Source organism: Pseudomonas sp. A-RE-19, assembly GCF_019956555.1.
Lineage (GTDB): Bacteria > Pseudomonadota > Gammaproteobacteria > Pseudomonadales > Pseudomonadaceae > Aquipseudomonas.
Window position 1 is genome coordinate 17,721 of the sequence record NZ_JAHBDQ010000017.1, and the last position, 12,633, is coordinate 30,353.

14 protein-coding genes are annotated in these 12,633 nt (G+C 58.6%); 10 read left to right on the forward strand and 4 right to left on the reverse strand.

Annotation, left to right across the window (positions count from 1 at the left end; translation table 11 throughout):
* The first annotated feature begins 14 nt into the window (after positions 1-14).
* The 5 genes from KGB14_RS12710 (at position 15) to KGB14_RS12730 (ending at position 2,995) form a co-directional block, all read left to right on the forward strand.
* Positions 15-437, forward strand: a complete 423-nt coding sequence (locus KGB14_RS12710) for an HD domain-containing protein (RefSeq protein ID WP_223487082.1) — start codon at positions 15-17, stop codon at positions 435-437.
* Between the two features lie 652 nt (positions 438-1,089).
* Positions 1,090-1,878: a DeoR/GlpR family DNA-binding transcription regulator gene (locus KGB14_RS12715; RefSeq protein ID WP_223487085.1), complete on the forward strand. Its 789-nt coding sequence runs from the start codon at positions 1,090-1,092 to the stop codon at positions 1,876-1,878.
* 63 nt (positions 1,879-1,941) lie between these two features.
* Positions 1,942-2,178, forward strand: coding sequence for a hypothetical protein (locus KGB14_RS12720; RefSeq protein WP_223487087.1), 237 nt, complete (start codon positions 1,942-1,944; stop codon positions 2,176-2,178).
* A gap of 124 nt (positions 2,179-2,302) precedes the next feature.
* Positions 2,303-2,524 (forward strand): hypothetical protein, encoded by a 222-nt coding sequence (locus tag KGB14_RS12725; RefSeq protein ID WP_223487090.1) that lies wholly within the window; start codon positions 2,303-2,305, stop codon positions 2,522-2,524.
* A 72-nt stretch (positions 2,525-2,596) separates the two neighbouring features.
* Positions 2,597-2,995, forward strand: coding sequence for a DUF5329 domain-containing protein (locus KGB14_RS12730; RefSeq protein WP_223487092.1), 399 nt, complete (start codon positions 2,597-2,599; stop codon positions 2,993-2,995).
* 15 nt (positions 2,996-3,010) lie between these two features.
* Here KGB14_RS12730 and chrA read toward each other — a convergent pair whose 3' ends face one another.
* Both chrA and KGB14_RS12740 read right to left on the reverse strand, forming a co-directional pair.
* On the reverse strand, positions 3,011-4,369 hold the full coding sequence (gene chrA, locus KGB14_RS12735; protein WP_223487094.1) for a chromate efflux transporter: 1,359 nt from the start codon (positions 4,367-4,369) through the stop codon (positions 3,011-3,013).
* Positions 4,370-4,404: 35 nt separating this feature from the next.
* Positions 4,405-5,256 carry a CAP domain-containing protein gene (locus tag KGB14_RS12740; RefSeq protein ID WP_223487096.1) on the reverse strand — a complete coding sequence of 284 codons (852 nt, stop codon included), beginning with the start codon at positions 5,254-5,256 and terminating at the stop codon, positions 4,405-4,407.
* 190 nt (positions 5,257-5,446) lie between these two features.
* Here KGB14_RS12740 and KGB14_RS12745 point away from each other — a divergent pair, with 190 nt between their 5' ends.
* Complete coding sequence (locus KGB14_RS12745; protein WP_223487098.1) at positions 5,447-6,067, forward strand: cell wall hydrolase; 621 nt, start codon at positions 5,447-5,449, stop codon at positions 6,065-6,067.
* Here the strand turns inward: KGB14_RS12745 and mug are convergent.
* Both mug and KGB14_RS12755 read right to left on the reverse strand, forming a co-directional pair.
* Positions 6,037-6,597, reverse strand: a complete 561-nt coding sequence (mug, locus tag KGB14_RS12750) for a G/U mismatch-specific DNA glycosylase (protein ID WP_223487258.1) — start codon at positions 6,595-6,597, stop codon at positions 6,037-6,039. The two genes, KGB14_RS12745 and mug, sit on opposite strands and share 31 nt — an antisense overlap.
* A gap of 11 nt (positions 6,598-6,608) precedes the next feature.
* Positions 6,609-7,232: a TetR/AcrR family transcriptional regulator gene (locus KGB14_RS12755; protein ID WP_223487100.1), complete on the reverse strand. Its 624-nt coding sequence runs from the start codon at positions 7,230-7,232 to the stop codon at positions 6,609-6,611.
* 248 nt (positions 7,233-7,480) lie between these two features.
* On the opposite strand from KGB14_RS12755, the gene KGB14_RS12760 reads away from it, so the two are divergent.
* From KGB14_RS12760 to KGB14_RS12775, 4 genes are read left to right on the forward strand one after another with little or no spacing between them, the layout of a single operon-like run.
* Entirely contained in the window at positions 7,481-8,617 is a 1,137-nt protein-coding gene (locus tag KGB14_RS12760) for an HlyD family secretion protein (RefSeq protein ID WP_223487102.1), read from the forward strand.
* The gene (locus tag KGB14_RS12765; RefSeq protein WP_223487104.1) at positions 8,617-10,110 is read left to right on the forward strand and encodes a DHA2 family efflux MFS transporter permease subunit; all 1,494 of its coding nucleotides are present in this window, start codon (positions 8,617-8,619) and stop codon (positions 10,108-10,110) included. The genes KGB14_RS12760 and KGB14_RS12765 overlap by 1 nt, the downstream gene beginning before the upstream one ends.
* Positions 10,111-10,129: 19 nt before the next feature.
* Entirely contained in the window at positions 10,130-11,620 is a 1,491-nt protein-coding gene (locus KGB14_RS12770) for an efflux transporter outer membrane subunit (protein WP_223487107.1), read from the forward strand.
* Positions 11,621-11,643: 23 nt separating this feature from the next.
* Entirely contained in the window at positions 11,644-12,594 is a 951-nt protein-coding gene (locus KGB14_RS12775; protein ID WP_223487110.1) for an aldo/keto reductase, read from the forward strand.
* The last annotated feature ends 39 nt before the right edge of the window (positions 12,595-12,633 follow it).

Sequence of the window (12,633 nt, forward strand, 5' to 3'; positions counted from 1 at the left end):
CCAAGGAGAATCCCATGAGTCAGACACTGGAACGCGCCATTGCCATCGCCGCCGCGGCGCATGAAGGGCAGGTGGACAAGGGCGGCGCGCCTTACATCCTGCATCCGCTGAAAGTCATGCTGCGGGTGAACACGCTGGAAGAGCGCATCGTCGCGGTGTTGCATGACGTGGTCGAGGACTGCGGCATCAGCTTCGACGATCTGCGTAATGAAGGTTTCAGCGAAACGGTGCTGACGGCGATTGCGTCGGTGACCAAGGTGCCGGGCGAGTCCTACGAGGCGTTCGTCGAGCGCGCGGCGCAGAACCCGATCGGGCGGGTGGTGAAACTGGCGGATCTGGAAGAGAACAGCGACTTGTCGCGGATTGCCCAGCCGTCCTGGGAGGATCTGGAACGCGTTGAGAAGTATCGGCGGGCGATGGGTGTGTTGCGCTCGTAGAGTGAGCGTGGGTTCGAGTGCCGATCGCTACGGGATTTTCGGACGTCAGGGTCAAAGGATCGCAGCCTTCGGCAGCTCCTGCACCGGAGCAGTGGAAGTCCATCCCGCGGCGTTAGTATTTTTCCGTTCTGCTGTCATTCCCCTTGAAGAGAATCGGTCTAAAAAGCCCGGCCCGGGCATCGAACGGTTTGCTATTATGAACATGTAGGTGAAGACGCAGACTGATGCGCAAAGGGATAACGAGGAGGCGTGGGGCGCGCTCCCAAGGGTACACGGTTAGAAAGATCTCCGCGCTGAGATCCAGCCCTTATGCCGTGTGAGGCAGAACAGCCTAAAGCAAAAAATTCTGTTCTGTGAGAGGCCCGATAAACCTTGCAAGCCAGAGACCAGCACTGGCCACCTACTCGATTTCCAAAGCCCGCCTTGTGCGGGCTTTTTCGTGCTTGCGGTTTGGTGTGATGCCAGTCAGTCAAGCACAATCCATGTGGGAGCGAGCCTGCTCGCGAAAGCGGTGTGTCAATCGACATCAGTGCTGGATAGGCCGCCGCCTTCGCGAGCAGGCTCGCTCCCACAGGTTCTGCACTGCCATGCCGGTTGTGTTCATTGAGGTGATTGACTAATCTCGCACAAACACGCAAAAACAGGCATAACCATGCACGCCGAGCACTCCTCAATCGAACTCCCACAGCTGCGCCGTCAGAAAATCCTGCTGATCCTCGAACGCGACGGCAAGGTCATGGCCTCCGAATTGAGCCAGCACTTCGCCGTGTCTGAAGACACTATTCGCCGGGATCTGTCGGAGCTGGCCAGCGCCGGGCTGGTTCAGCGGGTGCACGGTGGGGCGTTGCCGCGGCCCAAGGACACAGGCAAGGATTATTTCACCCGGGTCGGCGAAACCGATGAGGTGAAAACCCGGCTGGCCCAACTCGCCGCGCTGCGGGTCAAAAACGGCCAGATCGTGATTTTCGATTCCGGGAGCACCACGCTGCAGATCGCGCGCTCGCTGCCTTCTGACATCTCCATCACGGCCGTCACCGCATCGCCGATGATCGCGATCACCCTGGCCGAATACGTTGGCATCACGGTGATCGTCGCCGGTGGTCAGCTCAATCCCGCGACGATGTCTTCCAGCGGGCATGAAACCCTGCGATTGATCGAGAGCATCAAGGCCGACCTGGTGTTCACCGGGGTCTGCGCCATTCATCCGGAAGTCGGTATCAGCTCGCTGCATTTTGATGAAGTGCCGGTGAAGCAGGCGATGCTCGCCAGCGCCTCTCATGTGATTGCCGTCACCACCGCGGACAAGTTGGGGGCCGTGGAGCCCTTCGTTGTCGCGCCTTGCAACCGTGTGCATACGCTGATCACCGAGCGTCATGTGGCCTCGGGCGATATCAAGGATTATCAGAAATGGGGGATCGAAGTGGTGCAGGTGGACGCTTGAAGAGCGTCATGCGCTCAGCGCTGCATGGGTTACGCTGATAGCAACGACGGGAGGAATGCAGCCATGACTGAGCGCCATATGATCCACTCGGAAACACTGTCGAACGGATGCAGCATCGAGGTTAAAGCCGAGATTTTGAGAGACGGCTCACTGAAGATGTTCATCGGTGTTTACCGACCGGACGGCTCGGCCATCGTTGAGGACAACCACCCGTCACCGCATCTGCTGGACATGGAAGCCGCGCAGGAGTGGGCCATCGAAAAAGCCAAAACCATCGGCAACAGCCAAAGAACGCTATAAGGCCCGGCGACAACTGAATCATTGATGGGCTGGAAGGTCGTATCTGTGGGTTTGAACGCACTGCGATTGAATTCGCGGGTAGCGTCACCTCATCCCCGCAGCTCTGACCTTTTAGGATGTTCAAATGAAGCGCACCGCGATAATGACCCTGGCCATTGCAAGTACCCTCCTGCTGGGAGGTTGCTTTCCTCACTGGGAAGATGAAGACAGGTACGATCGGGACCACCGCCGTGAATACCGTCGCGACCATGATCGAGGCTATGACCAACGTGATGATCGAGGGTATGACCGCGATTACGACCGTCGTGATGATCGCCGTCGTTACCGCGATCGGGACGACGATTGATACGTACCCGCCAGCCTTCAGAGCAGTGGGCAACACTGCTCTGATCTCCTGTTGGTCATGCGAGGTATCACCATGCTGATTCTGACTCGGCGCATCGCGTGGCCCCTTAGCCAATGGCTGCTCGCGATGGGCATCGGTCTGATCGCCATGATGCTTGATGCACAGGCGCAAACCCCACCTCAAGCCACTCAGGAAATAAACAGCTTGCTGGACTTTGTCGAGCACAGCGAATGCCGGTTTGTGCGTAACGGAAGCGAATACGCAGGCCCTCAGGCCCGGGCGCATTTGCAGAAAAAGCTGACGTACCTCGAAGACAGAAACAAGATAAACAGCGCAGAAGATTTCATCGAGCTGGCGGCCAGCCAAAGCAGTATGAGTGGCCGCGCCTATGAAGTGCGTTGCCCGGCAGGCGTACAACCGGCGAGCCTCTGGCTGAAGATCGAGCTACAGAGGCAGCGGCAACTTCATTGATTGTGTATTGATCCACTAGCGCAGCAGATGCACCGCCAGCCCGATCAACGCGCACCCCATCAGCACCTCGATCACACCCCGCTTGAAGCGGAACAAGGCGATGGCCGCTGCAATGGCGATCAGCGCCGAAGGCCAGTCCAGATGGCCGCCGAAACCGTTGGGCCAGAGCACGTGGTAGCCGAAAAAACACGCCAGATTAAGAATCACGCCGACCACCGCCGCGGTAATTGCGGTCAGCGGGGCGGTGAACTTGAGTTCGTTGTGCGTCGACTCCACCAGCGGACCGCCAGCCAGGATGAACAGGAATGAAGGCAAAAAGGTAAACCAGGTCACCAGCGTGGCGGCGAGGGCGCCGGCCAGGAACAGATGATCGGGACCGAATACCGGGTGAACATAGGCGCCGATAAAACCGACGAACGCCACCACCATGATCAGCGGCCCAGGCGTGGTTTCGCCGAGCGCCAGGCCATCGATCATCTGCGTGGGTGTCAGCCAGCCATAGTGGCCGACAGCGCCCTGATACACATAAGGCAGCACCGCATAAGCCCCGCCGAAGGTCAGCAATGCCGCTTTGGTAAAGAACCAGCCCATTTGGGTCAGGGTGCCTCCCCAGCCGAACAGTGCGATGAGAATCCCCATCGGCAACGCCCACAAAGCCGCACCCACCAGTAACAGGCGCAGCAATTTAAAACTGTTGAAGCGGGCATGTTCGGGAGGCGGTGTGTCGTCGTCGATCAACGCCGGGCCGAAGGATTTTTTCTCAGGGCCGTGGCCCCTGGTCTGGAACCCTTCAGGCGCCAGACGTCCGCCGACATAACCGATGATCGCGGCGCCCAGCACAATCAACGGGAAGGGCACATTGAACACGAAGATGGCGGTGAATGACGCCGCGGCGATTCCCCACAGCCAGTTGTTTTTCAATGCCCGCGAGCCGATCCGGTGGGCCGCCTGCACCACAATGGCGGTCACAGCCGGCTTGATCCCATAAAAAAGACCGGCCACCACCGGCACTTCGCCAAAGGCGATGTACACCCAGGACAACGCGATCAGGATGAACAGCGAAGGCAGCACAAACAGCCCGCCGGCAATCAGGCCGCCCCACGTCCGGTGCATCAGCCAACCGATGTAGGTCGCCAGCTGTTGAGCTTCCGGCCCAGGCAGCAACATGCAGTAGTTGAGGGCATGCAGAAAGCGCCGTTCCGAGATCCAGCGTCGGCGCTCCACCAACTCCTGGTGCATGATCGAGATCTGTCCGGCCGGCCCGCCGAAGCTGATGAAGCCGAGCTTCAGCCAGAACAGAAACGCTTCCCGCAGGCTGATGGCCTCAGGCTTCGACAGGTCCTGTTCGACGGTCGAAGAGGGGGCTTTATTCAAATGACGATTCCTTTTTCAACGGTCGATTCAAACCTTCACGGCGTCCCGAACATCGCCGTCCAGTAAATGCCCGCGTCACTCTTCGGGTCCACTGCATAAGCCGCACCCAACTCGCGAAATTGCGGGTTCATCAAATTGGCGCAATGGCCCGAGCTCGCCAGCCAGCCATCGACCACCTTGCGCACCGTGTCTTGCCCGGCGGCGATGTTCTCACCGACCTGCTGGCCGGCATAACCCGCCAGTTCAGCCCGATCACCCGGTGTGCGGCCGTCGCGGTCCTTGTGATCGAAAAAGTTATTGTTGGCCATGGCCCGGCTGTGGCTCTCGGCTGCTGAGCCCAGTGTGGCGTTCCAGGTCAGCGGCGTCGTGGCGGCAAAGGCTTGGGTGCCGCATTGGCGCGCTTGCGTGCGGGCGCTATTCATCGCTTCGAGCAGCTTCTGCCCCTGCGCCTGCCAATCGCCCAGACGCCCGCTCAACAGAGGCCGCGCCAGCACGATGCGCCATTCACGGCCATCGCGACTGACGCCAATGTCGACGAATTGCGGGTCCAGCACCACCCGGCAAAAGCTCTCCTGAATCGCCTTCATGGCGGACGGCGCATCACGCGGGCCGGACAAGCTGATCGCCTGCGCGTTGGCCATCTGATAAGCCGTGCGGGCCAGCGCCTGCTGCAGGTCGCCGATGCTGTTGGCGGGTAGCACCAGTCGCGGATCGCTTGCCAGTGGTGGCAGCTCCAAAGACGCCTGGCCGCCGCAGCGCTGTACCTGACTGCGGTAAACGTTGATCGATTCGACCAGTTGCGTTTCATCGGTCGCCGCTGCGGTGACGCTGAACACCAACCCCAATGACAACACGGCAAGATGCAAAACGGATGACAGGTTGCGCATGAAAATCTCCCTTGAGCGGACTGCGCCCATGATGCGCGATTTCCCCCCTCTCGACGCAATGCCTTTTCGCCTCGACATGCAGTTTATTGTCAGGCGACTGAAATGATTTGTGGCGACTACAATCAAGCCAGATCAGTGCTGCAACATTGCTGTTTCATTGCTCAAGCCAGTTTCATCGGAAGGATCGATCATGCGATTAAAATGGGTACTCACCTGCTTCGCAATCATCCTTGTGCACGGACAGGTGTTGGCAACTGACCAGGAGCAAAAAAAGGAAGTGGCTGAAGACAAGGCGCAGGTCCTGGAACAGAAGGCAGCAGAGAAGGGCAGCGAACTTCCGGTGCCCAAGTCCGAGGTCATCACCCCCTCCGAAGTGCAGGCGGTCGATCCGGCAGGCGCAGCCCCTCTGGAGGATGCAATCACCTGCCTGGCACGCAGCATCTATTGGGAGGCCAAAGGTGTGGCAGGTGCGGACATGGAAGCCGTCGCCAGCGTGGTCATGAACCGGCTGGGCCATGAGGGATTTCCAGACACCATATGCGCGGTGGTCAAGCAAGGTTCTGAAAAGCATGCCTGCCAGTTTTCGTGGTGGTGTGACGGGCGTCCGGATCAGGTAAAGGAGGACGACGAATATACCATCGCCAAGGAAATCGCACGCAAGGCGCTCAACAAGCAACTCACGGACCGCACCCACGGCGCTTTGTATTTCCACGACAGAACGGTGAAGCCCGACTGGGCGAAGAAATACACCAGGACGGCCGAGACTCGGAAGTTTCTGTTCTATAAGCCAGGTGGCGACACGGCGCGGTAGGTGGGGCTGTCTGTTGGCGGATGCTCGCCGGCTGCTAAACAGAGTTGACGGTATGCGCTAACGAGTTGATCAAGCGTGAACGCGCGATTTCGCCCACTCGGATTGGGCAGGACCCATACCGAGGCATTACCGAAGGTTTTTGACTGAAGCCCCCACATCACTTCTCGTTGGCCGGATAACGCGCAATACGCCGCTTTACCGAGAAACGCCACGAAGCGTGGCGCATAGCGCGTGATCTTTTGTTCAAAATCCGCGGCGGCAGCGATGAACTCATCTGAAGACAGCTGATCTGCACGCGCCGTAGGCCGTTCAACCACTGCCGTTAATCCACAGTGATGCAGCAAGATCGTCCGATCATTTTCCGGGCGCACCTCTTGCGGCGTAAAACCGGCGAGATGGAGCGTTCGCCAGAAGCGATTGCCCCTGCCCGCAAAATGATGCCCTTGGGTGGCAGCCGTCATGCCCGGGTTGATGCCACAAAAAATCACGTCTAGATGCTCGGCAAGAATGTCTTCGAGTCTTTCGCCCACCATAAAGCCTCTCAACCGCAGATCACGTTGACCGCATTGCGTGCAAGTTCGGTCAATTCAGCGCGGGATTTGCCTGCCCGCGCACGTATCGAAATGCTGTGCAGCAAGGAGGACGCAAGTACAGCCAGGGCAGCCGGGTCGGCATCGCTGTTCAACTCACCGGAATCGATGGCCGCTCGCAGACGCGTTTCGAGATCGGCGTCGAGCCTGCTGAGTCGATCCGAAAGAACCTCGCGTATTTCAGAATCCTCAACGGCTTCGGTCGTCGCCGTGCCGATCGCAAAGCAGCCACGCGGTTGGCCCTCACCCGAGAAGTAGATCGACAACTGCCCCTCGTAGAAGCGCATCAACGCCTCACGCAATGTCAGAGCGTTGTCTGTCAGCGCCTCATGCATGGCCGCCGCGGCAAACGCCCAATACTGCTCAAGCGCCTTGATATAGAGCGCGTGCTTGTCACCGAATGCGGCATAGAGGCTGGGGCGATTCATGCCGGCCGCCGTGGCGATGCTATCCAGAGACGCGCCGGAATATCCGGTGTTCCAGAAAACACCCAGTGCCTGCTGCAGCGCTGTCTGCGGGTCATAGGCGCGAGGGCGGCCGCGGCTTTTCGCGGCGGTAATCTTTTTTTGTGCCATGTCGTACAAAATCCTTGATGAAAGGAGGGCTGGTCGATATTCTTACATCATCGCACAAAAATAAGGAACCAAAAATTCCTTGGCTTGCAGGTTTGTTGTAGCGGAGCTCGAACTGGGTATTGCGGCGACGAAACAGAGGCGGCGGAGCGATCCTCCAACCGCGCACGGGCTTGACTTCTCACAGCAATGACATCTGGGTCGCAGGCGGTTTTGCAGGCCCGATTTCCCGGTTAAAGGTGTATTCGATCATGACCAAGCAGTTCGACATCTCAGCGACACAGACCTTCGAGCACCCAGGGCCGAACCAGGCTGTCACGCCCCCAAAGAAGCCGTTCAAAGAGAAATTGCGGCCACTCCTTATGGTGGGTGTTCCGCTCCTCTTTACTGCGGTTGGGTACGCACACTATGTGGCGGGCGAGCCCTATGTTTCGACCGATAACGCCTACGCCCGGGTGGCGAAGGCATCGATCAACGCGCGCATTTCCGGACAAGTCGTCGAAATCGCGGTCGAGGATAATCAGCCTGTTCGCAAGGGGCAGGTTCTGTTTCGGGTCAACCCGGAGCCGTTCCAGATCGCGGTTAACCGTGCAGAAGCACAGTTGAGCGTCGCGCGGCTTCGCATCGATGGGCTCAAGGCAAGCTACCGGCAGCAGCAGGCTGAACTGCAATCGGCCAAAGAGTCGGCCGATTTCGACCAAAGGGAGTTTGCCCGCAAGAAAGCGCTGGTCGCCAGTGAGTTTGTCTCGCGCGCCATTTACGAGCGTGCAGACACAGACCTTAAAGTTGCCCGGCAACGAATAGCATCGGTCGAACAGCAGATCGCCAGTACGGTCGTTGCCTTGAACGGTAATCCCGACATCGAAGCCGATAAACATCCGACGGTTCGTGAGGCCAAGGCTCAGCTCGACGAGGCTCAGCTTTATTTCTCGTACACGACGGTGTATGCGCCGGACGATGGCATCGTGACCAAGGTCGACGATTTGCAGGTGGGCAACTACCTCAACAGCGGTGCGCCAGCCTTCGCTCTGCTGTCTGATCGGCAGATTTGGGTTGAGGCCAACTTCCGCGAAACGGAGGTGACCCACATGCATCCTGGCCAGGAAGCGACCGTCAGTATCGACACTTATCCTGATCACGTATTCAAAGCCCACGTGACCAGCATGAGCCCGGGTGCCGGATCGGACTTCGCACTGCTGCCGCCCGAAAATGCGACTGGTAACTGGGTCAAGGTCGTCCAGCGGGTACCGGTTCGCCTCGAGCTCGATGAGGTGGATGCTGCTCTGCCTGTTTTCTCGGGTACCAGTGCGACGGTCAGGGTCGATACCGGGTATCGCACGCCGTGGTGGCATCCGCTCAAGGCGCTGTTGACCGCAGGTAACTTCTGATGAACGCCAACGCTGCTGGAACCCCGGGAGCGGAGGGTGCGCGTACGCTGAGGTACGCCGCGCTGTTCGTGGCCTATATGCAGTCTGCGAACCTGCCTCTGCCGAATTCGGTACTCAGGTTTATTCAGGGCAGTTTGTCGATGACCGACGATCAAGCGGGTTGGGTATTTACCTCGTACCTCGCTGCGAGCGCCATCACCCTGCCGATTGCGCAGTGGCTCGCCGGGCGCTATGGCTTGAAGCTTGTTTATCAAGCGGCACTGGCATTCTTTGTCCTTGGCTTGCTGCTCGCTACACAGGCAACGACCCCGCTGGAGTTCGTAGGTGCGCGCATTATTCAAGGTGCGGCGAGTGGCGTGCTGGCGCCTCTCTCGATGGCGATTGCCATGGAGACATTGCCACCTGCGCGGCGTGGAACATTGGGTTCGGTGTTCACCGCCATTGTGCTCTTTGGCATCGCCAGCGCCCCGAGCATCGGTGGTTGGGTCAGCGAGCATTATGGATGGCGCTCGATGTTCGACATCAGCCTTGCGCCGTCGGCGTTTGTCTTCCTCGTAGTGACGCTGTTGCTTGCCGAGAAAAAGGCCGAGAAAAGTCCTCCTTTTGACTTCTTCGGTGTCGGCACCTTCACGCTGGGAATGATCGGGTTGCAGATGCTCCTCGACCGCGGTGAACGCCTGGACTGGTTTGCCTCGCCCGAGATCTGGCTGGAAGCGGTCGCCTGTGCCGTGGGTCTCTACCTGTTCGTTGTGCATGTGCTGACCGCGAAGGTGCATTTTCTCAACAAGAGCTTGTTCAGAGACCGCAACTTCGTGCTGTCGACGATCATCTTTTTCGCACTCGGTTTCGTGCTGTTGCCGACGATGGCACTGACGTCCCCGATGCTGGATGAAATTCTCGGCTACCCACCTGCCACCACGGGCTACATGACGATACCGCGAGGTGTGGGACTGGTAGGTGCATTCCTCCTGATGGGCCGTGTTCCCGCGCGTATCGACTCGCGACTCTTCGTTGCGGCGGGCGTGGCGCTGGTGGTGTATGCCAACTGGCTGATGGTCGGCTATTCGCCGTTGATGGACGGGTGGCCCGTGGCGGTGGCCGGTGCACTCCAGGGGATTGGCCTGGGTGTGTTGATGCCGGCGATCAGTAAGGTGGCGTTCAGCACGCTTGATCCCAGGTTCCGCCCGGAAGGCACCGGGTTTTTCAATCTGGCCCGTGTTTACGGAAGCACCATCGGCGTTGCGGTCGTGCAAATTTTCTTCTTCAACAATACGCAAGCGATGCACATGGCGCTGGGCAGCCATCTGACGCCGTATCGCGCCGCCGGGCATGCCGTGCCGACGTCCCTGCAAGCACTGGCGGGACTCAACGAAATGATCACCGGCCAGGCCGCTTTTATCGCAGTGATCGACCAGTTCAAGGTTCTGATGGTGGCGATGCTGGTGGTGAGTCCACTGGTTGTTTTTCTTCGCAAGCCCGTTCCGGCCAATTAGTTTTCGTGGAGTGTGCCAAATGAAATCCAATGCGCTTGTATTCTTCAGACAGCTGTTCCAATCGAAGGCCGGTATGGTGTCGGCGCTGATGTTCCTGTCCGCCTGCACCGTCGGCCCTGACTTTAAAACGCCCGCGGCAAGCTCGTCGCAGCACTATGACCAACAGGCCGAGCAGCGTCTCGGCCAGAGCGGCAACAAGCCTGGTGAGCAACACATTGACCTCGGCAAGAAGGTCAACGGTGACTGGTGGTCTGCCTTTCGCTCGCGCAAGCTCGATGAGGTTGTACGTCGGGCAATCGACGGCAATCTTGAGCTCGTGGCTGCGGATGCCACGATCCGGCAAGCGGCGTCCTCGGTCGCTGCGGCGGAGGGTGCGTTTTATCCGCAGGTCGATTTTGGCGCTCAGGCTGGACGCCAACGTACACACAACACGCCCGAGCCATCCGTCTCCAATTTCTATGCGATTGGGCCACGGGTCGGCTTCGACCTTGACGCTTTCGGCGGTAACAAGCGACGGGTCGAACAGCAGCAAGCGTTTACGGATCTTCAGAAACATCGATACGAAGCGGCGTACCTGACCCTGACCGGCGATGTCGCCAGCCAGGCGTTGTTGGTTGCCTCTGCAAACGCGCAGATGCAAGCCGTCGAGAAGCTGCTCGCCAATGACGCAAAGAACCTCGAACTCGTGCGGATGGCGCACGCCAATGGCAGCACCACGCAGATCGATGTTTCGCTGGCCGAGACGCGCCTCGCTCAGGACCGCACGCTGTTGCCACCCCTGGCTCAGCAGCGTGATTCGGCGCGTCATGCTTTGTCGATTCTGACGGGCAAAGGCCCTGGCGACTGGATCGCGCCTGAGTTCGATCTTGCCGAGTTTGTATTGCCGGCAAACGTGCCAGTCAGTCTGCCTTCTGAAATGGCCCACGATCGGCCGGATGTGCTGCAAGCAGAGGCTGAACTGCACATGGCGAGTGCCGCCGTGGGAGTAGCCACAGCGAACCTCTATCCCCATGTAACGCTGTCCGCGTCTCTCGCCCAGGCCGCTTCCGGTAATGGCGGTGCCGCACTTTGGGGCTTCGCTGCGGGGCTGGCGGGTCCGATCTTCGATGGCGGCACACTCAAAGCTGAACGTCAGGCCGCAGTCGACGGCTACAAGGCAACGCTTGCTGGCTACCAGCAGACCGTTATCAATTCGTTCGGTCAGGTCGCAGACACGTTGCAGGCAATCAATCATGACGCCGAGGCAAACCTGGCGCAGGAGGACGCGTTACGAGCGGCCGAAACGAGTTTTCGGTTGAACCAGCAAGCCTACGCGCAAGGCGAGAACAGCATTCTCCAGGTGCTGGAAGCGGAACGTGCCTATGAGCAGGCGTTGCTGGGTCAAATCAGAGTGAAGACGGCGCAGTATCTCGACACGGTGCGGCTGTATGTGGCACTCGGCGGTAATTCCATTGGCGTTTTTGAGCAACGAGTTGCCAGTCGCGAAGAACAGAAACCTTCGTATCAATAGAGCCAGACATTGGAGTAAACGATATGCCTTACGAATCATTTCACGATTCACTTCGCGATACCCGATTCCCTTTAATACATGGGGCAGGTGAGATGCCGGCCGTTGGATTCGGCACCTTGTTCCGGGACCTGAGCGTCACGATGCAAGCGGTTAAGGAGGCGCTGGGAGCGGGCTTTCGCCATTTCGACTGTGCAGAACGCTATCGAAATGAGGAAGAGGTTGGCGTTGCCATAAGAGAAGTTCTGGAGGCAGGCAAGATACGGCGAGAGGACGTGTTCATTACGACGAAACTATGGAATACCAACCATCGTCCCGAGCGGGTCAGGCCGGCGTTCGAAGCAAGCTGTCGACGACTTCAAGTTGATTACATCGATTGCTATTTGATTCATACCCCCTTTGCCTTCCAGCCTGGCGATAACCAGGACCCAAGAGACGAGCAGGGGCAAGTCATCTACGACTCGGGCGTGACATTAATGGAGACTTGGAGGGCGCTTGAGCGCCTGGTGGATGAAGGCCGGTGCAAGTCCATCGGCTTGTCTGATATCACGTTGGAGACTTTAAAAGAGATTGTGGCTGTAGCCCGGATAAAACCTGCCGTGGTGCAGGTCGAATCCCATCCTTATTTACCTGAATGGGAACTGCTTGAGTTTTGTCAGCAGCATGGGATTATCCTCCTTGCGTTCGCGCCACTCGGGCACGGCATGGAACCGAACGTGCTGGAAGACTCCGTGATTACCGGGGTCGCCAAGCGCTTGCAGAAGACTCCGGCTCAAGTTGCATTGGCCTGGTCTGTACAGCGAGGCGTCGCTTTCCTGACCACTTCTGCGACGCCGGGCCACATCAAGGAAAACTTTGATATTTCGACTCTGCCTCAAAGGGCCATGCATGAAATCAAGGACGATATTACGACCCGGGTGCGATTCAACTCGGTAGTGGAAACCGGCGTACCTGGATTTATTCCGCGAAAGAAGTGACCCATGACGAGGGGCGGTCTTATGCAAGGCCGCCCCTTT